21 protein-coding genes are annotated in these 22,996 nt (G+C 69.1%); 13 read left to right on the top strand and 8 right to left on the bottom strand.

What is annotated here, in order from left to right; translation table 11 throughout:
- The first annotated feature begins 51 nt into the window (after nt 1-51).
- Together OG817_RS23280 and OG817_RS23275 are read left to right on the top strand one after the other, a co-directional pair.
- A complete protein-coding gene (locus OG817_RS23280) occupies nt 52-975 on the top strand; it encodes a helix-hairpin-helix domain-containing protein (RefSeq protein ID WP_406046772.1) in 924 nt (307 codons plus the stop codon).
- Nucleotides 962-3,415, top strand: coding sequence for a ComEC/Rec2 family competence protein (locus OG817_RS23275; RefSeq protein ID WP_406046771.1), 2,454 nt, complete (start codon nt 962-964; stop codon nt 3,413-3,415). The genes OG817_RS23280 and OG817_RS23275 overlap by 14 nt, the downstream gene beginning before the upstream one ends.
- A gap of 29 nt (nt 3,416-3,444) precedes the next feature.
- Here the strand turns inward: OG817_RS23275 and OG817_RS23270 are convergent, their stop codons facing one another.
- The gene (locus OG817_RS23270; protein ID WP_406046770.1) at nt 3,445-4,008 is read right to left on the bottom strand and encodes an isochorismatase family protein; all 564 of its coding nucleotides are present in this window, start codon (nt 4,006-4,008) and stop codon (nt 3,445-3,447) included.
- Between the two features lie 73 nt (nt 4,009-4,081).
- Here OG817_RS23270 and holA point away from each other — a divergent pair, with 73 nt between their 5' ends.
- Complete coding sequence (holA, locus tag OG817_RS23265) at nt 4,082-5,080, top strand: DNA polymerase III subunit delta (RefSeq protein WP_360447224.1); 999 nt, start codon at nt 4,082-4,084, stop codon at nt 5,078-5,080.
- A 257-nt stretch (nt 5,081-5,337) separates the two neighbouring features.
- Here holA and rpsT read toward each other — a convergent pair whose 3' ends face one another.
- Together rpsT and OG817_RS23255 are read right to left on the bottom strand one after the other, a co-directional pair.
- A complete protein-coding gene (gene rpsT, locus OG817_RS23260; protein ID WP_360447226.1) occupies nt 5,338-5,598 on the bottom strand; it encodes a 30S ribosomal protein S20 in 261 nt (86 codons plus the stop codon).
- Between the two features lie 175 nt (nt 5,599-5,773).
- Nucleotides 5,774-6,226 carry an SRPBCC family protein gene (locus tag OG817_RS23255; RefSeq protein ID WP_406046769.1) on the bottom strand — a complete coding sequence of 151 codons (453 nt, stop codon included), beginning with the start codon at nt 6,224-6,226 and terminating at the stop codon, nt 5,774-5,776.
- 93 nt (nt 6,227-6,319) lie between these two features.
- Here OG817_RS23255 and OG817_RS23250 point away from each other — a divergent pair, with 93 nt between their 5' ends.
- The gene (locus tag OG817_RS23250; protein ID WP_406046767.1) at nt 6,320-9,316 is read left to right on the top strand and encodes a S8 family serine peptidase; all 2,997 of its coding nucleotides are present in this window, start codon (nt 6,320-6,322) and stop codon (nt 9,314-9,316) included.
- A gap of 119 nt (nt 9,317-9,435) precedes the next feature.
- On the opposite strand, the gene OG817_RS23245 is transcribed toward OG817_RS23250, so the two are convergent.
- On the bottom strand, nt 9,436-10,335 hold the full coding sequence (locus OG817_RS23245; RefSeq protein ID WP_406046766.1) for a hypothetical protein: 900 nt from the start codon (nt 10,333-10,335) through the stop codon (nt 9,436-9,438).
- A 114-nt stretch (nt 10,336-10,449) separates the two neighbouring features.
- Between OG817_RS23245 and lepA the strand changes: the two genes are divergently transcribed.
- The 4 genes from lepA to OG817_RS23225 all read left to right on the top strand — a co-directional run bounded on the left by lepA (nt 10,450) and on the right by OG817_RS23225 (nt 15,179).
- Nucleotides 10,450-12,336 carry a translation elongation factor 4 gene (gene lepA / locus OG817_RS23240; RefSeq protein WP_396394786.1) on the top strand — a complete coding sequence of 629 codons (1,887 nt, stop codon included), beginning with the start codon at nt 10,450-10,452 and terminating at the stop codon, nt 12,334-12,336.
- A complete protein-coding gene (locus OG817_RS23235; protein WP_406046765.1) occupies nt 12,336-13,241 on the top strand; it encodes an aminoglycoside phosphotransferase family protein in 906 nt (301 codons plus the stop codon). The genes lepA and OG817_RS23235 overlap by 1 nt, the downstream gene beginning before the upstream one ends.
- 103 nt (nt 13,242-13,344) lie before the next feature.
- Nucleotides 13,345-13,971: an MOSC domain-containing protein gene (locus OG817_RS23230; RefSeq protein ID WP_406046764.1), complete on the top strand. Its 627-nt coding sequence runs from the start codon at nt 13,345-13,347 to the stop codon at nt 13,969-13,971.
- Nucleotides 13,968-15,179 (top strand): MFS transporter, encoded by a 1,212-nt coding sequence (locus OG817_RS23225; RefSeq protein WP_406046763.1) that lies wholly within the window; start codon nt 13,968-13,970, stop codon nt 15,177-15,179. Before OG817_RS23230 ends, OG817_RS23225 begins: the two co-directional genes overlap by 4 nt.
- Here OG817_RS23225 and OG817_RS23220 read toward each other — a convergent pair.
- A complete protein-coding gene (locus tag OG817_RS23220) occupies nt 15,164-15,310 on the bottom strand; it encodes a hypothetical protein (RefSeq protein WP_406046762.1) in 147 nt (48 codons plus the stop codon). The two genes, OG817_RS23225 and OG817_RS23220, sit on opposite strands and share 16 nt — an antisense overlap.
- A gap of 3 nt (nt 15,311-15,313) precedes the next feature.
- Here OG817_RS23220 and OG817_RS23215 point away from each other — a divergent pair, with 3 nt between their 5' ends.
- Complete coding sequence (locus tag OG817_RS23215; protein WP_406046761.1) at nt 15,314-15,799, top strand: ABC-2 family transporter protein; 486 nt, start codon at nt 15,314-15,316, stop codon at nt 15,797-15,799.
- On the opposite strand, the gene OG817_RS23210 is transcribed toward OG817_RS23215, so the two are convergent.
- The 3 genes from OG817_RS23210 to kduI are packed head-to-tail and all read right to left on the bottom strand — an operon-like array spanning nt 15,796 to nt 18,187.
- Nucleotides 15,796-16,560, bottom strand: a complete 765-nt coding sequence (locus tag OG817_RS23210) for an IclR family transcriptional regulator (RefSeq protein ID WP_406046760.1) — start codon at nt 16,558-16,560, stop codon at nt 15,796-15,798. The two genes, OG817_RS23215 and OG817_RS23210, sit on opposite strands and share 4 nt — an antisense overlap.
- 32 nt (nt 16,561-16,592) lie before the next feature.
- Nucleotides 16,593-17,354, bottom strand: a complete 762-nt coding sequence (locus tag OG817_RS23205; RefSeq protein WP_406046759.1) for an SDR family oxidoreductase — start codon at nt 17,352-17,354, stop codon at nt 16,593-16,595.
- The gene (gene kduI / locus OG817_RS23200) at nt 17,351-18,187 is read right to left on the bottom strand and encodes a 5-dehydro-4-deoxy-D-glucuronate isomerase (protein WP_406046758.1); all 837 of its coding nucleotides are present in this window, start codon (nt 18,185-18,187) and stop codon (nt 17,351-17,353) included. Before kduI ends, OG817_RS23205 begins: the two co-directional genes overlap by 4 nt.
- A 294-nt stretch (nt 18,188-18,481) precedes the next feature.
- Here kduI and OG817_RS23195 point away from each other — a divergent pair, with 294 nt between their 5' ends.
- The 4 genes from OG817_RS23195 to OG817_RS23180 all read left to right on the top strand — a co-directional run bounded on the left by OG817_RS23195 (nt 18,482) and on the right by OG817_RS23180 (nt 22,940).
- Complete coding sequence (locus OG817_RS23195; protein WP_406046757.1) at nt 18,482-18,625, top strand: hypothetical protein; 144 nt, start codon at nt 18,482-18,484, stop codon at nt 18,623-18,625.
- A 53-nt stretch (nt 18,626-18,678) separates the two neighbouring features.
- Nucleotides 18,679-18,864 carry a tautomerase family protein gene (locus OG817_RS23190; RefSeq protein WP_393391369.1) on the top strand — a complete coding sequence of 62 codons (186 nt, stop codon included), beginning with the start codon at nt 18,679-18,681 and terminating at the stop codon, nt 18,862-18,864.
- A 193-nt stretch (nt 18,865-19,057) separates the two neighbouring features.
- On the top strand, nt 19,058-20,083 hold the full coding sequence (locus OG817_RS23185; protein WP_406046756.1) for an aspartate-semialdehyde dehydrogenase: 1,026 nt from the start codon (nt 19,058-19,060) through the stop codon (nt 20,081-20,083).
- 91 nt (nt 20,084-20,174) lie between these two features.
- The gene (locus OG817_RS23180; RefSeq protein WP_406046755.1) at nt 20,175-22,940 is read left to right on the top strand and encodes a BTAD domain-containing putative transcriptional regulator; all 2,766 of its coding nucleotides are present in this window, start codon (nt 20,175-20,177) and stop codon (nt 22,938-22,940) included.
- Nucleotides 22,941-22,996: the final 56 nt, after the last annotated feature.

The following is a 22,996-nucleotide window of genomic DNA, read 5'->3' as shown; positions in this document are numbered from 1 at the left end:
AGGTTTGAATTCGCGGTTTGTGGCGGGCCTCGGACTCGTACTTTCTCTGGCGTGAAAGTCACACGTCGTGCTCCGGCGCCCGACCCGGGCGCCCGTGAGCGTGCGCTGGCGCGGCTCGCCGCCAACGCACGCGAGCACGCACCCGACGAACACCTGGAGGAGCGTGATGAGGACGTGCGCGGTGGATGGATCCCCGAATCGATCCGGCCCGAACGATTACGAGACGCCCGCTGGACCCTGTCCCCACGGCACGTCGTCGTCCTGGCCGCCGTCCTGGCCATCGGCCTGTCCTGGGCCGCCTGGCAGGTCTTCCGCGCCCGCCCCGAAACCCTCCCCGATACCCGCCCACCCACGACCGTCACCTCCGGCTCACCCGTCACCCAACCCGGCGCCGCGTCCTCACCCGGCAGCGGTCAGCCAGGCGCGAACCCCTCACCCGGAGCCGCGCAGCCGTCTACCGGTGCGGGCCAGCCATCGTCGGGTGCCGGCCAGCCTTCGGCCGCCGGCCAGGGCTCGGGCACCGGCCAGTCGCCCGCCGGCGTGGTCGTTGTCGACGTCGCCGGCAAGGTCCGCCGTCCCGGCCTCGTCCGAGCCCCCACCGGCTCGCGCGTAGCCGACGTGCTCACCCTCGCCGGCGGCCCACTCCCGGGCGTCGACCTGACCACCCTCAACCTTGCCCGCCCAGTCACCGACGGCGAACAAATCCTCGTCGGCATCCCCACCCCGCCCGGCGCCACCACCGCCCCAGGTAACACCCCAACGTCCCCGTCCGCCGCCGCCAACTCCCCCGTCAACCTCAACACCGCCGATCTCACCCAACTGGATACCCTCCCCGGCGTGGGCCCGGTCCTGGCCCAACGCATCCTCGACTACCGCACCCAGAACGGGCCCTTCGCCACCATCGACCAACTCCAAGAAGTCCCCGGCGTGGGCCCCAAGAAGTTCGACTCCCTGAAGTCCCATGTCCGCATCTGACGAGACTCCCGAGAAGCCGGGGGAGACGCTTGATCTACGACTGTTGGTGCCCGCGGGTGCAGGTTGGTTGGCGGCCGTCGTACTGGTCGGCGAGCAGCCACTCGCAGGGGTGGTGACGGCAGCGGTGTCACTTGCCCTCGCCGGCGCGGCCGCCACGTTCCTGCGAGGTCGGCTCAAGTCCGCCAGATCCAGCGGGAGGCGTGCGGTCTGGGCTGTCGTCGGAGTGCTCGTGGTGGTCGCAGGGATGGGAGTCGGAGCCGCCCTGCAGGTGAAGGGGTTGCAGGCCGGCCCGGTCCAGGGATTGGCGGCGGACGGTGCAACGGTTGGCGTCCGGTTGACGATCGACGGGGACCCGGCCGTACGCCGGAGTCCGGGCAACCGGCGCCCGCCGTATGTGGTGGTGAAGGCAACCATCGAGGAGGTTCGAACTCGGAGTATGACGTCGTGGACCGGGAACGGGACCTCGAGCCCGCAGGCTGGTGGGGAAGTGACTACTCGGGTGCGGACTCGGGTGTTGGTGGTGGGAGATGAGGCCTGGAGAGGAGTGCGGTTCGGGGAGCGGGTGGACGGAAGGGGGCGGTTGGAGGCGGCGGAGCGTGGCGGCGATGTCGCGGCCATGCTGTCGGTTCGCGGCGAGCCGCGGGTGGTGGAGGAGCCCGCTTGGTGGTTGCGCGCGGCCGAGCGGGTCCGGGCCGGCCTGCGGGGAGCGGTGGCGGGAGAGCCGGATGACGTGAAGGGCCTGGTTCCTGCACTCGTGATGGGTGACGAGTCCGGGCTCTCCGACGAACTCGCCGACGACTTCCGGACGACCGGGCTGACCCATCTGTCCGCGGTCTCGGGCACCAACCTGACGTTGCTGCTGGCGTTCGTCCTGCCGTTCAGCCGGCTGATCGGCGTGCGGGCGCGCGGGCTGACTGCGGTCGGCCTGATGACGGTCGTCGTGTTCATCATCCTGGCGCGCCCTCAGCCGAGCGTGTTGCGAGCAGCCGCGATGGGCCTGATCGCGCTGGCCGCGATGTCCGGCGGAGGCGGCCGGCGCCGCGCGGCACGCAGCCTCTCGGTCGCGGTCATCATGCTTCTGCTCCTCGACACCTCGCTCGCGCGATCAGCCGGGTTCGCGCTGTCCGTGCTCGCAACCGCGGGCATCGTGCTGCTCGGTCCAAGCTGGCGGGACGCGCTGTCCCGATGGCTTCCGACCTGGCTCGCCGAGGCGATCTCGTGCCCACTCGCCGCCCAACTCGCGTGTACGCCGATCGTCGCCTGGCTCTCCGGCCAGGTCTCACTCGTCGCTGTCGCTGCGAACCTGCTCGCCGGTCCCGCAGTCGGCCCGGCAACCATCCTCGGCTTCGCAGCCGCCGGGGTCGCACTCGTGAGCACAGAGGTAGCCCAGCTCGTCGGCTGGGCCGCCGGCTGGCCGGCCCGCTGGATCATCCTGATAGCTCGAGAAGGCGCAGACCTCCCTGGCGCATCCAATCCCTGGCCGGCCACGATCATCGGCGTCGCCGTGCTCACGGTGCTCTGCCTGGCCATCGTCATCGGCTTGCACCGCATCCTGGCTCGCCCGATCGCGGCACTCCTCGCGCTCGTCCTGCTGGCAGTCGTCGTACTGCGTCCGGTGGGTTCGATCGGCTGGCCACCAGGCGACTGGCTGCTGGTGATGTGCGATGTCGGACAAGGTGACGGCTTGGCGCTACGAGCAGGTGAGAACGCGGCGGTGGTGGTCGATACCGGCCCGGATCCAGCTGCGATGGATCGATGCCTGAGGGATCTCGGTGTCGAGTACATCCCGGTGCTGGTGCTCACGCACTTTCACGCGGATCACGCCGGCGGCCTGGCCGGCGTACTGAAGGACCGGCGCGTGGGCGAGATCGAGGTGACGCCGTACTTCTCGCCGCGCGCGGAGTACGACCGCGTCGTCGAACTCGCGGCGCAGCACGGGATCAGCCTGCGGACGGTCACCTATCACGAGAAGCGCGTCGTCGGCGCACTCAGTTGGACCACGCTCTGGCCGGCCCGCGTGCCGGCACTTCCACCACCGGGTACGTCGTCCGCGACCTCGAGCGACGAGGGTTCACCGGAGAACAACGCCAGCATCGCGATGATGGTCGAGGCGTCCGGCCTCCGGATCCTCCTCACCGGCGACCTGGAACCCGAATCCCAGCGAGCCATCCTCGCCTCCGGCGCCGACCTCCGAGCCGACGTCCTCAAGGTTCCGCATCACGGCTCGGCCCAGCAGGACCCGGCCTTCATCGCCGCCACCGGCGCCCGCCTCGCCCTGATCTCGGTCGGCCGCGACAACGACTACGGCCACCCGGCACCCAGGACCCTGTCGCTCCTGGCCCATCAATCCACCCGAACCGCCACCACCAGCACGAACGGCCCCCTGACCGTCACCAATCCCGCCAACCACCTGACCCTCACCGCCGCCCACGACCCATGAGCACGAGCCAGCAGCCAGCAGCCAGGAGGTCAGGAGAACGTGACGGCCGTGGCTGGGACTGTGCTTTCCGGTTCGTCGCCGAGGGACCACGCGGCTACTCGGGAGACCACCTGGGCCGGGACGTCGTCGCTGATGCCAGTGACAGCGGGGATGTCGTAGGTGCCGTGCGCGTCGTACGGGAGGACGACGCGGTAGCCGCGGGCCAGGGCAGTGCGCGCGGTGGCCTGTACGCACATCTCGGACATCACGCCGCAGATCGCCATCGACCTCACGCCGGCGGCGATCAAGAGCTGACCGAGCGGTGTCGCGTCGAAGCCGTCGTCGCGGGGCTTGCGAATCACCTGCTCACGCGGCCCCGGCTTCACCGGCAGGTACAACTCCCAGCCCCGCGTCCCCGGCTCGTCGGCCGCGCCGGGCACACCGTCGTTCTGCAGGTGCACAACGACCGCCCCAGCCTCCCGCGCACGGTCGAGCAGTTCGGTTGTCCGGTCCAGTAGGCGATCGGCTCCGGGTACGGCGTTCTCGCCGGAGACGAAGGCCGATTGCAGGTCCACCAGGATCAAGGCGTCGACAGGCGCAACGGGGTCGGTCATGCCGCCATCCTTGCCGGTCGGTGCAAGCGACCTCCAGCGAGTTTCTGTCGACGCGACATGGGATGCTGGCCGGGTGGCTGCTCGTAGGGGTTCCGCGCCCAAGCTGGGCGACGTACTGCTGGTGACCGGTGCCGAGGCGTTCCTCGCGGACCGGGCCGTCAAGTCGGCGATCGCCGCGGTGTCCAAGGAGGCGGCGTCCAAAGGCGAGGCCGACATCGAGGTGACGGACGTCGACGCGACCGGGCTGGACGTGGGGGTGTTCGCGGAGCTGACCGGGCCCTCGCTGTTCGCGAGCGAGCGCGTCCTGGTCATGCGAGCGCTGGAGAACCTGCCGTCCGACATGGTCCCGCACCTGCTCGAGTACGCCGGGAGCCCGTCGGACGACGTGCTGGTCGTGCTGGTGCACTCGGGCGGCCAGAAGGGCAAAGGCGTCCTCGACAAGTTGCGCAAGGCATCGGTCAGCGAGGTCGTGGCGACCGCGCCGAAGGCGTGGGAGTTGCCGCAGTTCGTGGCCGGGGAGATCCGGCTGCTCGGCGGCAGCGTGGACGAGCGGGCGTCCTCGGCGCTGGTCGACGCGGTCGGTCATGATCTGCGCGCGCTGGCGGGGGCGTGTTCCCAGTTGGTGTCGGACTCGGGCGGGCAGGCGGTCACGGCCGAGTTGATCGGGCAGTACTTCGGTGGTCGTGCGGAGGTGACGAGCTTCGCGGTCGCGGATGCGGCGATCGCGGGCCGGACCGAGCCGGCTCTGGAGCAGTTGCGGTGGGCGCTGGACTGTGGCGTCGCCCCGGTGCTGGTGACGAGCGCGATGGCGGGCGGTCTGCGCGGGTTGGCGAAGTTCTCGAGTGCCCCGGGCGGGCTTCGCGAGGCGGACCTGGCCCGGGAGGTCGGCGTACCGCCGTGGAAGCTGAAGCAGCTGAAGCAGCAGGTCCGCGGGTGGACCCCGGGCGGGCTGGCGACCGCGATCAAGGCGGTCGCTCAGGCCGACGCCGACGTGAAGGGTGCCTCAGGCGACGCCGGCTACGCCCTCGAGCGGATGGTCATCACCGTCAGCCGCTCCCACGGCCGCCGCTGACCGGACAGTCGGTCGGCCGAGGTGTCGGTCAGGGCTTGCGCGATCGGTGTCGCGTGGACGTGGTGATGTCACCGCCGCGCTGGCCTCCGCCGAGGCGGTCTACGCCGGGCACCGCCGACCGCGCGCGCTGAGCCCCGGGCGCGCGGACCGAGTCCGACCACGCCAGGCGAGGAATCCCCCGGGCGCGCGAGCCCAGAGTTCGGGCACGCAAAAACGATCGGCCGGTCTCAGGACGGGCCGATCGTTGGCGGGCTGCCTCAGAGAGAGGCGGCCTTCTTGAAGATGGCCGACTTGCGGTTGGCGGCCTGGTTGGCGTGGATGACGCCCTTGCTGACAGCCTTGTCGAGCAGGCGGCCGGCCACGCGGGCGTGCTCCTGCGCCTTCGCGGAGTCGCCGGTCTCGGCGGCCTCGCGGAAGCGGCGCACAGCCGTCTTGAGGGTCGACTTCACCGACTTGTTGCGAAGTCGCGCAGCCTCGTTCTGGCGGTTGCGCTTGATCTGGGACTTGATGTTCGCCACGTGAGCAGAGCCTCGATCAGGAGTATGCGGTCATTAACAGGAAGGTGTCGCGCGCACGGCTGTACACCACCCGTGGGTGCGCGAAGAGCCAGATTACCAACAAGCCACCGTCAGCTCCAAACTCAGCCACCCCGGCGGCGACCTACACGGCGAAACGCGGCGAAAAGCGGCGACGTCAGTCCACCTCTGCCGCGGCTTTGAGCCGCTCCAGGGTCACCCGGATCCCGCGCCGGTTGAGCCGCGTCCGATCCCCGAACACGCGCTGAAACACCGTCCGCATCACCACCGGCCGACGGTCCGTCCACGACTCGGTCAGCTCACACCCGTCGGCGGTCGCCGCGAACTCATAGGCCCACAGCGAGATCGGCACCGGCCCGAAGTGAATCCAGAACGCGAATCGCCGCCCCGGCTCAGCCTCCACCACCCGCCCCTGCGTGAACCACCGCAGCGCACCCACCCGGTTGTGCCCGACAAAACGCGCCCCCACCACCGGCCCCGGCGTACCCGAGGCCCAACTCACCCGAGTGCACTCCGGACTCCACTCACCCATCCGGGGCAGATCACTGACCAGCCCATAAAGCCGCCCCGCCGACGCCCCCACCGCAATGGATTCCGCCAAGTCCGCCATACGTCTCCTCCGCCGCCGCACATCCTGCCCGAGCGTGACATAGCGACTACCGGACGGCATACTCGGGCGCTCCGTCGCTCCCGGAGGAGATTTGTGTTTCGTCGTACGCCGATCGTCGTGGTCACTGCGCTTGTTGCGTCGCTGGCTGGTGTTCCGCTCATCGCCCGTGCGGCCAACGCGTTGCAGAGTGGTGAGACATCGGCAGCGGCTGATCCGCTGGTCAAGCGATCCGACACCGGCTCGTACATCGTCCAGCTCGATGACGCACCGGTGGCCGAGTACGGCGGTGACATCGCCGGACTGCCCGCCACACGCGTGCTGCCGGGCGGGAAGTTGGTGAAGACCGCCAGCCAGGTCGTCGGATACGTCAAGCACCTGGCCGAGGAGCGCCAAACGCTTCTGGAGACGGTCCCCGGCGTGAAGAAGCTGTACGACTACAGCTACACGTACTCCGGTTTCTCCGCGCAGATGTCGTACGACGAAGCCGTCAAGCTGGCCAGGTCGTCCGGAGTGAAGAGCGTCGAGCCGAACGAGCTCCAAAGGCAGGACACCGTGGACACCCCACGCTTCCTCGGGATGTCCGGCACGGGTGGAGCTTGGCAGCAGGCCGGTGGGGTCGACCGCGCCGGCGACGGCGTGATCATCGGCGTCATCGACTCGGGCTTCGTCCCCGAGCGGGCGAGCTTCGCGCCGATGAAGACCAGCAAGCGGTCGGACGCGATCGTCGCGAAGAAGTGGAAGGGCACCTGCCAGGGCGGCGAGGAGGCGCCTGTCACCTGCAACAACAAGGTGATCGGCGCCCGGTACTTCGACAAGGGCATCGGCAGCCGCCCGATCGCGGAGGAGTTCAAGTCGCCGCGGGACTACGGCGGCCACGGCACCCACACGGCCAGTACTGCGGGCGGCAACCACGGCGTCGAGATGAGCGTCATGGGCCGGGACTACGGCAAGGGTTCCGGCATCGCCCCGCACGCACGCCTGGCGATCTACAAGGTGTTGTGGGCCGTCGACCAGAGCGGTGGCGGCAGCGGCACCGACGCGGACATCGTGGCCGGTATCGATGCAGCGGTCGCGGACGGTGTGGACGTGATCAACTACTCGGTCTCCGGATCCGGCTCGACGTACGTGAACGCCACCGGCCTGGCGTTCCTGCGGGCCGCGAAGGCGGGCGTGTTCGTGGCCACGAGCGCCGGCAACACCGGTCCGGGTGTCGGCACGGTCGGAAAGAACTACCCCTGGGTGACGACGGTTGCCAACGGCACCCATGACCGCGACATCCAGACCACTGTGACCCTCGGCGACGGCAAGACGTACACCGGCGCGGGCATCGGCGCCGGGACACCACAAGCACCCGTGACGCTTGCCAAGGACGCCGGACTCGCCGGAGCTGACCCGGCCACCCTCGCGCGCTGCCAACCGGGCACGCTCGACCCGGCCAAGGTCAATGGCAAGATCGTCGTCTGCGACCGCGGCGTCAGCGATCGTGTGGACAAGAGCAAGCAGGTCAAGGCCGCCGGCGGCGTCGGCATGATCCTGCTCAACGTCACCCCAGGCACGCTGGACGCTGACCTGCACACGGTGCCGACGGTGCACCTCGACGACAAGGTCGCTCCCGCGGTCAAGGCGTACGTCGGCGGTACGGCGAACCCGACCGCCACGATCGGCCCCGGTACGCCGGTCCGCGTGACCGCACCGAAGGTCGCGACCTCGTCCAGCCGCGGGCCGTCCCCAGCCGGCAACGGTGACCTGCTCAAGCCGGACATCCTGGCGCCGGGCACCAATGTGCTCGCCGCGACGACCGCCTTCAGCGCGGCCGGTGGCGAGTATGCGTTCATGAGCGGTACGTCGATGGCGTCACCGCACATCGCCGGCGCCGCGGCGGTGCTGAAGGGCAGGCACCCGGACTGGTCGCCGATGGCGATCAAGTCGGCACTGCTGACCACCGGCACCGATCAGGACACCAGCCGCAAACCGATCCGCAACGAGTCGGGCTCAGAGGCCAGCCCGTTCGAGTACGGCGCCGGCCTCGTGCAGCCCAAGAAGGCGATGGACCCTGGCCTGGTCTACGACTCGTCGTACACCGACTGGGCCAAGTTCGTCTGCGGCTCCGGCCAGGTGCCGGCGACGCACGAGCTGTGTGCGGGCGGCAAGATCGATCCGAGCGACCTGAACTACCCGACGATCGCGGTCGGAGACCTGGCCGGCAAGCAGACCGTGACCCGCACGGTGACGAACGTCGGCCAACTCCCTGAGATCTACGCCCCGAAGGTCGAAGGCCTGGCCAAAATCAAGGTGACCGTGACACCGCGGATCCTGATCACGCTGCCCGGCCACACGGCGACGTACAAGGTCACCTTCGAGAACACGGGTGCGCCGCTCGAGCAGTACTCGTTCGGCAAGCTGACCTGGAAGTCGAACCAGCATGCGGTGACCAGCACGCTGGCGATCAAGCCGCTCACGGTCAAGGCACCAACGCAGGTCACGGGGACCGGGACCGCAGGGTCCGTGCAGGTGCCCATCACCGCCGGGTACTCCGGCACACTCAACACGACCGCGGCCGGCCTGACGGCAGCGACCACCGCCGAGGCCGACCTGAAGAACCCGGGCGGGGTGTCGTTCCCGACCGCGAACCCGCAGGTCAACGACCACGTGGCCAAGTTCACCGTGAACGTCCAGGCCGGTGTGAAGTACGCGCGGTTCTCCACGTTCGACGCGGACTACCCAGCCGGCACGGACCTGGATGTCTTCGTCTACAAGGCCGGTACGGCGACGCTGCTCGGCAGCAGCACCGGCAGCTCGGCCGAGGAACAGGTCGACCTCGCACAGCCCGCCGGTGGACCAGTGGACGTGTACGTCGACCTGTTCGCCGGAGCCGACCAGCAGCAGGTGAAGCTCAACCACTGGGAGCTCCAGAAGTCCGAGGGCAACCTGACCGTCACCCCAGCCACTCAGCAGGTCCAGGTAGCCGGCCAGACCACGGTCACAGCCTCCTGGACCGGTCTGACCGCCGGCATGCGGTACCTCGGCCAGCTGCACTACTCCGACGGCGCCGACGGCTCCGGATCGACCCTCGTCCGGGTCGACAGCTGACATCGGCTCAGCACGTTGTCACATGCTGAGCCGACGTCCAGGGATCAGGGCTGTGCTGCGGCGATGACCTCGTCGGGCTTGGCGGTCACGAGCGGCTTGCACTCGCCGGTCGCGACACCTCAGGACAGCCGCTCCCGTACCCAGTCCAGGTGGATCAGGGCGTGCTTGCGCTGCCAGGAGCGGATGGTCGGCAGGCCAGGTGGGGCCGGCTGGGCCGCGCCCCACCACAGCCCGCCCGCGATGGCGGCCAGGAACCCGGTGATCCCCACGTCGTCGGGCAGCTCAGGCAACCGGACCGACTCACGCATGTCCGCGTGCAGGATGACCTCGTCGGTCCAGGGCGGCGCCAACGCTGCGTGTGCCCAGTCGATGAAGACCACCCGGTCGTCGGTGAGGATGATGTTGTCGGCCCGCAGGTCCCAGTGCGCCAGCGCTTTGCCCTCCGCCAGAGCCCGCAGCCCGATCCGCGACAGCTCTGCCAGCTCCTCCTCGCGTCCGCCCACCCAGTCGGGTACGTCGAGCCCGTCCGCGATGACGCTGTCCCACCGGCTCAGGAACTCCTCACTCCGTACGGCGGCGACCGGCGCCTCCGGCCACGGCGAAGGGTCGAGTGCTGCGGTCAGCTCGGCGAGAGCGTCCAGGACACGGTCGGCCTCGTGCTGGTCCCATGGGTGGGACGGCAACCAGCCCTCGATGTCCTCCAGGAGCAGCCCGACCCAGTCGCCGTCGTCGTACACGTCGTACAGCGCCGGGGCCGTCGGCAACGGGCCGACGCCCTGGATCGCGGCGATCTCGTTGCGGAACAGCGTCGGGGTCTTCGGGTTGAGCGACGTACCGACGGTCTTGACGAAGGCGCGGCGGCCGGACGCGGTCACCAGGCGGGCGGCGACGCCGGGGGAGAACCCGCCCTGCTGGGTCGTGGCGGAGACCACCGCCGACCCGAGCGCGCGTTCGACCCACGCCCGCACACCGGCGGGCAACTCCTCGAAGGGCAACCGGACCCCAGCAGCGTGTGCCATGCCCACAAACGGTAGGTCGCCGGGCCCCGGACCGCTCGCGATTTTCGAATCCGCTGGCCCTGCATGGGATGATTGACCGATTGTCCGTCACCCGAGCTGAACTGGACCCCCTCCGTGCCCGCTGGCCCCACGACCGTGCCTCAGCCAGGTCGTACCGACCCGTCGCTGATCCGGAACTTCTGCATCATCGCCCACATCGACCACGGCAAGTCGACGCTGGCCGACCGGATGCTGCAGATCACCGGGGTGGTCGACGACCGCTCGATGCGGGCGCAGTACCTCGACCGGATGGACATCGAGCGCGAACGCGGCATCACGATCAAGTCGCAGGCGGTCCGGCTCCCGTTCGCGCCGAAACCGGACTCCCCCGGCGGCCTGCTCGCCCCGGACGGGACGACGTACATCCTGAACATGATCGACACGCCCGGTCACGTCGACTTCACCTACGAGGTGTCGCGGTCGCTGGAGGCGTGTGAGGGCGCGGTGCTGCTGGTCGACGCGGCCCAGGGGATCGAGGCACAGACGCTGGCGAACCTCTACCTCGCGCTGAGTGCGGACTTGCACATCATCCCGGTGCTGAACAAGATCGACCTGCCCAGTGCCCAGCCGGAGAAGTACGCGGCCGAGCTGGCCCACATCATCGGCTGCAACGCCTCGGACGTCCTGAGGGTGTCGGCGAAGACAGGCGAGGGCGTCGACGAGCTGCTGAGCGAGATCGTCGCCCAGGTCGAGCCGCCGAAGGGCGTCAAGGACGCGCCGCCGCGGGCCCTGATCTTCGACTCGGTCTACGACACCTACCGCGGCGTGGTCACCTACGTCCGGGTGGTCGACGGCGAGCTGACCCACCGGGACCGGATCAAGATGATGTCGACCGGCGCGGTGCACGAGATGCTCGAGGTCGGGGTGATCTCGCCGGAGCCGATGAAGACGCCGAGTATCGGTGTGGGTGAGGTCGGTTACCTGATCACCGGCGTGAAGGACGTCCGCCAGTCCCGGGTCGGTGACACCGTCACCGCGGCCGTGCACGGTGCGACGCAAGCGCTCGGCGGTTACAAGCATCCGCAGCCGATGGTGTACTCCGGGCTGTTCCCGATCGACGGCGACGACTACCCGACGCTGCGGGACGCGCTGGAGCGGCTGCAGCTGAACGACGCGGCCCTGCAGTACGAGCCGGAGACCTCGGGCGCGCTCGGGTTCGGGTTCCGCTGCGGCTTCCTCGGGCTGCTGCACATGGAGATCGTCCGTGAGCGGCTCGAGCGTGAGTTCGACCTCGACCTGATCTCGACCGCGCCGAATGTCGTCTACCGGGTCGAGATGGAGGACGGCAAGGAGCACGTCGTCACCAACCCGAGCGAGTTCCCGGAAGGCAAGATCGCCGAGATCTACGAGCCGGTGGTGAAGGCGACCATCCTCAGCCCCAAGGACTTCATCGGCGTGATCATGGAGCTGTGCCAGGCCAAGCGGGGCAACCTGCAGGGCATGGACTACCTGTCCGAGGACCGGGTCGAGCTCCGCTACACGCTGCCGCTGGCCGAGATCGTCTTCGACTTCTTCGACCAGCTGAAGTCGAAGACCAAGGGCTACGCGTCGCTCGACTACGAGCCGACCGGTGAGCAGGCCGCCGCACTGGTCAAGGTGGACATCCTGCTGCAGGGCGAGACGGTCGATGCGTTCTCGGCGATCGTGCACCGCGACAACGCCTACTCCTACGGCGTCGCGCTGGCCGGCAAGCTGAAGGAACTGATCCCCAGGCAGCAGTTCGAGGTGCCGATCCAGGCGGCGATCGGGTCCCGCATCATTGCCCGCGAGTCGATTCGCGCGATGCGCAAGGACGTGCTGGCCAAGTGCTACGGCGGTGACATCACCCGTAAGCGCAAGCTGCTGGAGAAGCAGAAGGAAGGCAAGAAGCGGATGAAGATGGTCGGCCGGGTCGAGGTACCGCAGGAGGCCTTCATCGCCGCCCTGCGCACCACCGACACCGGAGAGAAGGCCAAGAAGTAGTGCCGGTCGAGATCCCCGCCGGGTTACTGGTCGTCGCGTCGCGAGGTCAGGACTGGGCGGACTGGCTGGATCGTTTGCCCCGGTTGACCCGCGAGCTGCTCGACGAGTGGCAGTTGCGCGTCGACGGTACGGCGGCGTACGGGAACTGTGCTCTGGTCGTCCCGGTGACGACGGCGGACGGGCAGCGCGCCGTACTGAAGGTGCAGTTCCCGCACTGGGAGGCGGAGACCGAGCATCTCGCGCTGCGGGCGTGGGCCGGGAACGGCGTGGTCCAGTTGCTGCGGGCCGATCCGCGGCGGTTCGCGTTGCTGCTCGAGCGGCTGGAACCGCGGGACCTGACCACGATCGATGCCCTCGACGCCTGCGAGATCATTGGCAGCACCTACAAGCGACTGCATGTCCCGGCCGGACCGCAGTTCCGGACGTTGTCGGGTGAGTTGAAGCGGTGGCTCGAGCGGTTCCGGCAGTTGCCCGCCTCGGCGCCGGTGCCGCATCGGTACGTCGAGCAGGCGATCGCGCTGTCCGAGGACTTCGTCGCCGACCCGGACACCGACGGCCGGCTGATCCACACCGATCTGCACTACGAGAATATGCTGGCAGCAGAACGCGAGCCGTGGCTGGTGATCGACCCGAAGCCGCTGTCCGGCGACCCGCACTTCGAGGTCGCGCCGCTGATCTGGAACCGCTGGGACGAGATCGTTGCCTCCGGCGACCTTCGGTTCGCGGTCAGACAGCGTTTCTATACGGCGATCGACGCTGCCGGCCTGGACGAGGAGCGCGCCCGCGACTGGGTGATCGTCCGGCAGATGCTCAACGTCCTGTGGACGCTGGAGGATGCCGACGAGTCCCTGCCTCAAGACTGGCTCACCCGCAACATCGCGATCGTGAAAGCCATCCAGGACTAGGGCGTGTCTCCCACTCCCACGCCTACTGCGCGGCGCTCGAATTGGGAGACACGCCCTAGAAATTCGGTGGAGACCGCACGCCGGGCGAGGGAGTATGCCCGGTATGCGGGTGCTGACGGTCAACGTTGTGGAGAAACTGATTCCGGGTCCGAAGGAGACCGGACTCACCGCCATCGACAAACGACCGCAGGCGGGCCGAGTACAGGTCGGCGAGCTCGGGCTGACCGGTGACAGGGTGTGTGACACCAAGAACCACGGCGGCCCGGACCTGGCGATCTACGCGTACGCCGACGAGGACGCGAACTGGTGGTCCGCGCAACTGGGCCGGGAGATCCCGACCGGTCTGTTCGGTGAGAACCTGCGCACCGAGGGCCTCGACATCACCGGCGCGTTGCTGGGCGAGACCTGGCGGATCGGTGCCGAGGTCGAGGTGATGGTCCGCGCGCCGCGGATCCCGTGCGTCACGTTCCAGCACAGGATGCAGGAGCCGCACTGGGTCAAGCGATTCCACCAGGCCGGCCGTCCGGGCGCCTATCTGAAGGTACTGCGGACCGGATCGATCGGTGCCGGTGATCCGGTCGAGGTGCTGAGCCGGCCGGAGCACGAAGTCACCATCGGCGTCATGTTCGGCCGGCAGGAACCGGAGAAGATGCAGCGGATGCTGGAGTCCGGCGTCGACCTGATGGATGAGCTCCGTGAGACCGCGCAGCGCGTCGCGGCGCGCGCATGAGTGGCCTGCTGCCCGCACCTGGACCGCTTCGCCCACTCGCACTGGCCACCCTGCTCAGCCGGGTCGGCAACGGGCTGCTGATGACGGTCAGCGTGCTGTACTTCACCCGGATCGTCGGATTGTCCATCGCGCAGGTCGGACTCGGGCTCACCGTCGCCGGCCTGTTCGGTCTGCTGTCGGCGGTGCCGATGGGGCATCTGGCCGATCGCCGGGGTCCGCGCACCCTGTTCGTCATCTTGAGCCTCATGCTCTGCGGGGTGTCGCTGCTCTACCTGCTGGTGGACACCTTCTGGCAGTTCCTGATCGTGTCGATCGTGCTGACTGCCTTCGACCGGGGAGCGGGGGCCGTCCGGGGTGCACTGATCGCCGCCATCACGCAAGGCGCAGGCCGGGTTGCTGCCCGTGCCTACCTGCGGGCGGTGACCAACATCGGCATCATGGCCGGCGCCGGAATCGGTGCGTTCGCCCTGCATTTCGACACAGGTACGGCGTACCGCCTGATGTTCGTGCTCGACGCGATGCTCAGTGCGATCGCGGCGTTCGTCGTACTGGCGGTGCCCGCTGTGGCACCGGTTGAACGAAGCGACGACGGGCCGGTCTGGGTCGCCCTGCGCGATCGTGGGTATCTGGCGGTGGCCGCGCTGAACGCCGCGATGTCGATCCACTACGCCATCTTCGACGTCGCGATCCCGCTCTGGGTGGTGGACCACACCGAGGCGCCCCGCTGGATGGTCGCCGTGACGCTCATCATCAACACCGTGGTGGTCGCGCTCTTCCAGGTCCGGTCCTCGCGCGGGATCTCGGATCTGACCACGGCCGCGCGGGCCACCCGGACTGCCGGACTGTTGCTCCTGGCATCGATGATCCTGTTCGCCGGCGCCTCCTGGGGAAACGCCGCGGTCGCGGTCGGCCTGCTCGCCCTCGGTGCTCTGGTCCAGGTGGCCGGCGAGCTCCTGCAGTCCTCCGGCTCGTTCCTGCTCGGCTTCGAACTCGCCGGCGAGCACGCCCAAGGCCAGTACCAAGGCGTCTGGAACACCAGCATGTCCATCAGCACCATGGTCGCCCCAACCATCCTGGCCCTGCTCCCACTGGGCCTCGGAGTCCCCGGCTGGATCATCCTGGGCGTCTGGTTCGCCGTGGCCGGCGTCCTCTTCGTCCCCGTCGTCAGGTGGGCCGGCGCCCGGCGTACGGCTCAGTTGGTCAGGTAGTGGTGGATCGTGGCGGTTGCTTCGATGCAGCGCCACGTTCGGTCCTCGAGGATGTCGAGGCGCTCGTGCAGAGCACGTCTGACCTGGTCGGGGCGGCCCTGTGAGAGCTCGTCCAGGACGTCTCGGATCACGTCGTGCTGCTGCAGCCGGCGCCGGCCATCTTCCTGGCCAGCTTCGGAGCCTTTGCACCGTTGGCGTTGATCCAGGTCGGAGCCGGGCTGTGCATCGTGATCGGCGGGATCGCGCGGGCGGGCCTGACGATCACGGCGACCGGAGTCCTCGGCTGGCTCATGGTGGTGGCCGCGGCGACCGTCGTCATGTGGGCGACGCGGTTGATGCTGGCGTCAGTGGTGTTCTGGGCGTTCGGGCTCGACCTCGATGTGCTGTACGACGCGGTCTGGCAATTCGCTCGGTACCCGGTCCAGATCTACGGCCCCGTACTGCGGGTTGCCTTCACCTACGCATTGCCCGTGGCATTGATCGCCACCGTCCCGGTCGAAGCACTGATGAGCAGGGGAGGAGGCGTCGTGGCAGCGGTCGCTGTTGCCGGTGGCGCGAGCGGAATCGCCTGGCTGATCTGGCGCCGTGGACTCCGCCGCTACATCAGCGCCACGAGTTAGCGGGTGGGCTCCAGGTAGCCGAGGGCCGCGGAGATCTTGCGCGCGGCTTCGATCGCGGCGGGAGCCATCAGCGCCACCTGGGCGATGGATTGCTCCAGAGACAGGGTGGAGATGCTGACGGCGGCGATCGCCGTACCTGTGTGGTCGTGGATGACCGAAGCGACGCAGCGGATGCCTGGTTCGTTCTCCTCGTCGTCCAACGCGTAGCCGCGGGTGCGGACCTGGGCGAGGTCGGCCTTGAGCTCGGCCGCGGTCGTATGGGTCAGGGGAGTGCGGGCCGGCAGGCCGGTGCGGGTGATGTGCGCGTCGAGGGCCTCATCGTCCTTCTCGGCCAGCAGCGCCTTGCCGATGCCGGTGCAGTGCAGCCAGAACGCCTTGCCCACGCGAGACGGCATCCGGTACGGCTTCGGGCCGTCGAGACGAGCGACATAGATCGCCTCGTCACCGTTGAGCAGGCCGACGTGCACCGTGCAGCGGGTCTGCGCGACGAGATCCGCGAGCACCGGCCGGGCGACGGTGGCCAGGTCGACGTTGGTGAGGGCGTGACCGGCCAGCCGGAGTGCCTTCGGTCCCGGGTGGTACGACCCGTCGTCGGCCTGGGCGACGAACTCGTGCTCCACCAGCGACGCCATGATCCGGTGCACCGTCGACTTGGCCAGGCCGGTCGCGTTCACGACGTCGGTGAAGCGTGAGTGCTCCAGGACGGCGTCCAGCACCATCAGCGTCTTGTCGATGGCCGAGGGCGAACTCATGTCGGTCATCCTGCCACTCCTCACGTCACCTCCTGCGCCGATCACCGGGCCAGCCAGCCACCGTCGACCGCGAGCACGTGCCCGTTGACGTAGTCGGCCGCCGCCGAGGCCAGGAAGACTGCGGCGCCGACCAGATCCTCCGCCCGCCCCCAGCGACCGGCCGGGATGCGCTCCCGGATGGCGGCGTCGCGGGCAGGGTCCGCGCGCAGGTCGGTGGTGTTGTCGGTGCTGATGTAGCCGGGTGCGATCGCGTTCACCTGGACCCCGGCCGGACCCCATTCGTTGGCCAGTGCCCGGGTCAGTCCCGCGACCGCGTGCTTACTGGCAGTGTAAGCCGGAACCCTGACCCCACCCTGGAAACTCAGCAACGAGGCGATCGTGACGATCTTGCCGGTACGCCGTTCGGCCATCGCGGCACCGATCGGCCGGGTCACCGCCCAGGTGGAGTTGAGGTTCACGTCGATCACGTGCCGCCAGTCGGCGGTGCTGGTCTCGGCCGCCGGCCCGCGCCGGATCGTGCCCGCGTTGTTGACCAGGATGTCGATCCGCCGCGTCCGCGCCAGGTCGACCGCAGTTGCTTCGACCGCGTCCGGGTCGCCGAAGTCGGCGATGACAACCGTCGCCTCACCGCCGCCGTTCTGCTTGATCGCTTCGAGCGTCTCCTCGAGCGCCGCGTCGCGCGCCATCAGGATCAGCTCGGCGCCGGCCGCGGCGTACCCGGCCGCGATCGCCGCCCCGATACCCCGCCGGGCTCCGGTGACGAGCGCCGTACGCCCGCGGAGGCTGAACGGGTCAGCCGTCACCGCAGGTCCCGGACGTCGACGCCGTCCATGTCCCCGAACGCCTGGTTCTCGCCCGCCATCGCCCACACGAAGCTGTACGAGGAGGTGCCGGCGCCGGAGTGGATCGACCAGCTGGGCGAGATGATCGCCTGGCGGTCCGCGACCAGGAGGTGCCGGGTCTCCTCGGGCTCGCCGAGCAGGTGGACGATCCGCTCGGTCTCGGGCAGGCCGAAGTACAGATAGCACTCGGTACGACGGTCATGCGTGTGCGCGGGCATCGTGTTCCACGTACTCCCGGCGTGCAGCGTGGTGACGCCGAGCACGATCTGGCAGCTGCGGACGCCGTCGGCGTGGATGTACTGGTCGATGGTGCGGCGGTTCGCGGTCTGCTGGTCGCCGAGCTCGAGCCGGTTGCCTTCACCGGGATTGACCAACGTGGTCGGGAACGAGGTGTGCGCGGCGGCCGAGAAGAGGTAGAACGCCGCATCCGGGCCCTCGAAGACGACCTCGCGAACCCCACGGCCGGCGTACAGACAGGCTCCGGTGGTCACCTCGTACTTGGTGCCATCCGCGGTGACTGTGCCCGGGCCGCCGACGTTGACGATGCCGGCCTCACGGCGTTCGAGGAAGAACTCGCTGCGGAGTTCGGGCCAGGTGCCGAGCGTCAGCGGACCGTTCGCGGGGCGGGCGCCGGCCAGCACGATCCGGTCGTGGTGGGTGAGCACCGCGGTGACCGTGTCGGGCGTGAACAGGTCGTCGACGAGGTAGTGCGAGCGCAGGGCTGCGGTGTCGAAGCCGGGCACCTGATCGGGGTGGGTGGCATGCCTGATGTGGAGGGGCGGCTGAGCGTTCACGGAACAAGGTTCTAATCGGCGGAACCTCCTGTCAACCGTGGAACGAGACGGCTAAGGTTCTGGGTTCCATATCTTGACGCTCAGTTCTGTTCAGTGGAACCCTCCACTCACTCGCCCATCGCTGGTGCTGGCCGGGTTCTTCTCGCACACGATGGCGATGGTCGCTTCGGACGCGAACGTGATCTCGTCCGTCATCACCCGCGACCTTGCGCCGGTGCTGGTGCCGAAGGTCCGCCGGCTGACCGATGCCGGGGCGCTGAAATTCGCGCGGATCACACCACGCTGGTCGTCGCGTTGCCGCTGGCAACTTCCCTGGTGGTGTACGTCGGCCTCGGGCTGCTACTCCCGGAGCGTCGCCCGGAGGTGGACGAGCTGGTCACCTCGCTGGACACGGACCCCGACGACGTCGCCGCGAGACGCGCCGCCGCCGTCGGCTGATCCCTGGAACACTGTCCCACAACACAGAACCGCCAACTCTCTGGAGAATCTGCATGCCGAACATCACCGTCGAGCTCCTGTCCGGCCGCACCCTCGACCAGCGCCGCGAGTTCGTCGCCGCCGTCACCGAATCCGCCATCGCCATCCTCGGCGCCAAGCGCGAGTCCGTCCGCATCGTGTTCACCGAGATCGAGAAGACCGACGTGGCCAACGGCGGCACCCTCGTCGCCGACGCCTGAGTGCCCGGCCCGGCGCCCTCCTCGCCCCAGGGCGCCGAGCCGGACCGCCAGCACTCACCAACGGCGACTGGTGGGTCCGGGAGTCGCCCGCCTGAGCGTGAACGCTCGCGGGGACCGCCCGTTGGTGAGTGCTGGAGGTCCGGTCCCTGAAACTCACGCGCGACTCCACGGCTCACCTATTACTGTCTCGGGCATGCGAGTAGGTGTGTTCGGAGCCACAGGACAGGTCGGCAGTGTCATGCGGGAGCTGCTGGTCGAGCGGGAGTTCCCGGTGGACGACATCAGGTACTTCGCGTCGGCGCGGTCGGCGGGGAGCAAGCTGCCATTCGGGGACCGCGAGATCACGGTGGAGGATTCGGCGACCGCGGACTTCGGCGGCCTCGACCTCGCGCTGTTCTCGAACGGGAAGACGGCCTCGAAGGAGTACGCGCCGAAGGTGGCCGCGGCAGGCGCTGTCGTGGTGGACAACTCGTCCGCCTGGCGGATGGACCCCGAGGTGCCGCTGGTGGTGTCCGAGGTGAACCCGGCCGATCTCGACCACCTCCCGAAGAAGATCGTCGCGAACCCGAACTGCACCACGATGGCCGCGATGCCCGTCCTCGCCCCGCTGCACCGCGAGGCGACGCTCACCCGGCTCATCGTCTCCACCTACCAGGCCGTCTCCGGCTCCGGTGGCGTCGGCGTCAGCGAACTCGAGGACCAGGCGAAGGCACTGATCGAGTACGGCGGCCGCCTGGCCCGCGGCACCGACGGCGTCACCCTCCCCGAGCCCAAGGTGTACGCTGGTCCGATCGCGTTCAACGTCCTCCCGCTGGCCGGATCGATCGTTGCCGACGGCACCGGTGAGACCGACGAGGAGCAGAAGCTGCGGAACGAGAGCCGCAAGATCCTGCACATCCCGGAGCTCCCGGTGGCCGGAACCTGCGTCCGGGTGCCCGTGTTCACCGGCCACTCGCTCAGCATCCACGCCGAGTTCGCGGAGCCGATCACGCCGGATCGCGCCACCGAGATCCTCGGTTCCGCGGCGGGCGTCGTACTCGCTGACCTGCCGACGCCGCTGCTCGCGGTCGGCCAGGACCCGTCGTACGTCGGCCGGATCCGGCAGGACCAGTCCGTCCCGGACAACCGGGGGCTGGTGCTGTTCGTGTCGAACGACAACCTCCGCAAGGGCGCCGCGCTGAACGCCGTCCAGATCGCGGAGCTCCTCGCCCGGCGCTGATCGGAGAGCATTCGTTTGAATCTGCGGCCCTCCTGCGGAGGGGCGCGATGGACCAGCCCCGAGGATAGGGTGAGGTCTCCTTCGTGCGGAGGTGACCGAGCTGGAGCAAGGGGCTGTGATCGGATCCGCGAATCTGCGGTTCCGGTTGCTGGGGACGGTGGAGGTTCGGACCGCCGACGGTGACGTCGTTCCGCTGCCGTCACATCGTCCGGCGGTGCTGCTGGCCGCCCTGTTGCTGCGGCTGAACCGGACCGTGCGGGCCAACGATCTGGTCGACGTGCTCTGGGACGACGACGATCTCCCGACGAGTCCGCGGGCGGCGCTGCAGATCTACGTGTCCCGGTTGCGAGCCGCGCTGGGCGACACGGACCGGACGATGATCCAGACCGGCGACGGCGGCTACTCGCTGCGGGCGGACCCGTCCCGTCTCGACCTCGAGGTGTTCCGCGTGCTGGTCCGGCGTGCGGGCCAGACGACGGATCCCTCGGCCAGGGCCGAACTCCTCACCGAGGCCCTCGCGCTCTGGCGAGGCGAGCCGCTCGCCGGCCTCGACACGGGCGCTCTCACCCGAGAGATGACTCCGCGCCTCGTCGAGGAGCACCTCCGGGCGCAGGAGCTGTCGTTCGACGCCCGACTCGCCCAGGGTGCCGCGGCCGACGTCATCCCCGAACTCACCGAGCTGGTCCATCGATACCCGACCAGGGAGCGCTTCTGGGCCCAGCTCATGCGCGCCCATCACGCGGCCGGGCGGCAGGCTCTCGCGTTGTCGACGTACAGCGAGGTGTCGCGCCGGCTCCGCGATCTCCTCGGCGTCGGACCCGGTGCCGAGCTCCAACGTCTGCATGCCGAACTGCTCGCCGCGACCGACACCGAGAGCATGGTCGTGCCGCGGCAGCTGCCGTCCGTCGCACCGGCGTTCACCGGCCGTACCGAGCACCTCCGGCAGCTTGACGACCTCCTGCCGGGCTCGCGGGTCGCGCTCGTCATCGGCCCGGCCGGAATCGGCAAGACCTCGTTGGCGATCCATTGGGCCAAGCAGGTCGCGGACCGCTTCCCGGACGGCATCCTGTACGCCGACCTCCTCGGCTACTCGCCCGCCGCGGTGCCGGCGGACCCGCACTCGGTGCTGCCCCGGTTCCTCGCCGCACTCGGAATCCCGGCCGACCGCCTCCCGGTGACCGCGGACGAACAGGTCGGGTTGTACCGCAGCCTGCTCGTCGACCGTTCGGTTCTCGTCGTGCTGGACAACGCCCGTACGGCGGAGCAGGTCCGGCCGCTCGCGGCCACCGGCGCGACCTGTATCACGCTCGTCACCAGCCGCAACGAACTCGCCGGTCTGGTCGCCACTGAGCAGGCCGAGCCGATCCGCCTCGACGTGCTGGACCCGGACCAGTCGAGACAGTTGCTCGTGGCAAGAGTCGGTGAGCGGCGGTTGCGCGAGGATCCAGCCAGCGTCGACACCCTGATCGACCGCTGCGCCGGTCTTCCGCTGGCCCTGTCGCTGCTCGCGGCCCAGATCGCGCTGCGGCCGCGGCGAGAGCTGAAGTCGTTCGTCGAACTGGTCAACGAGGCGCCGCTCGACGCGCTGGCGACCACCGACGGGGTCGACGTACGGACGATCTTCTCCTGGTCCTACCGGCAGCTGCGGCCCGAGCTGGCGCGGATGTTCCGGTTGCTGGCGCAGCATCCCGGCAGCGAGATCACCACGGGTGCGGCCGCCGCCTTGGCCGGTGCGCCGATCCGCGACGCCCGGAACATGATCGCCGTACTGGTGGCCAATCATCAGCTGGTCGAGATCACACCGGATCGCTATGTTCTGCACGATCTGCTGCGGACGTATGCGCGTGAGCTGTGCAAGCCCGACGAGGCTGCCGAAGCGTTCACGCGATTGCTCGGCTATCTGGTGCACACCGGGTTCGCGGGAGCGTTACTCCTCGCTCCGAGCCGGGAGCCGGTCGCGTTGCCGGAGCTCGATCCGGCGGTGGAGCTCGTGCTGCCGGCCAGTCGCGACGAGGCGTTCGCGTGGTTCGACTCGGAGCAGCCGAACAATCTCGCCGTACTGCAGTCCGCGGCCGGGCCGGCCGATCAGTGGCTCTGGCTGTATGTGTGGGCGATCGCGGACTATCTCGACTTCCGCGGACGGTCCGGGTACATGGAGGCCGAAGGGCTGGCGCTCGAGGCGGCCGTGCGGCTCGGTGACCTGCGCAAGCAGGCCCAGACGCGCCGCGACCTGGCCCGCGGCCACATGGCGATGCGGGAGTGGGACGACGCCATCCGGCATCACGAACTCGCCCTGGGGATCGCGGAGGAGCTCGACGACCAGCCCGCCATCGCGCACGGGTCGCTCAGCCTGGCCCGTGTGCTCACCAGGATGGGAAAGCATCGGGAGGCGATCGAGAAGACCGTCCGGGCGCTGCGGATCTACGAGCAGACCGGGCACACCGACGCGCGGGGGACAGCGCTCAACAACCTCGGCTGGTACTACGCACAGCTCGGCGAGTACGAGGCCGCGGTCGACTATGCACAGCAGGCGCTGAAGCTCTTCCAGGAGCAGGACTCGGAGTACGGTCGTGCCGTCGTCAGCGACACGATGGCCTTCGCGCTGGCCGCGGCCGGACGGCTCGACGACGCGATCGCCAGCTACACGACCGCGGTCGACATCGTGCGCGCGCAGGGCCGTCGGCTGGAGACGGCCGAGTGCCTGATGGCGCGGGCTGAGGTAGAGGAGCGAGCCGGGTACGACGAAGCGGCCCACGCCAGCTGGACCGAGGCGTTGGAGATCCTCGAGGCGCTCGATCACCCCGATGCCGAGGCTGCTCGGCACGCCCTGGATCAGCAGCGGTTGAACGGACAGTAAGACTGGAGGCACCGGCCGTAGGTACCTGTTACCTGTTGCGGAAACGTAATGCAGAA

The organism is Kribbella sp. NBC_00889 (assembly GCF_045207705.1).
In the GTDB taxonomy this organism is placed as follows: Bacteria; Actinomycetota; Actinomycetes; order Propionibacteriales; family Kribbellaceae; genus Kribbella.
This window is presented reverse-complemented; position numbering and strand designations above follow the sequence as displayed.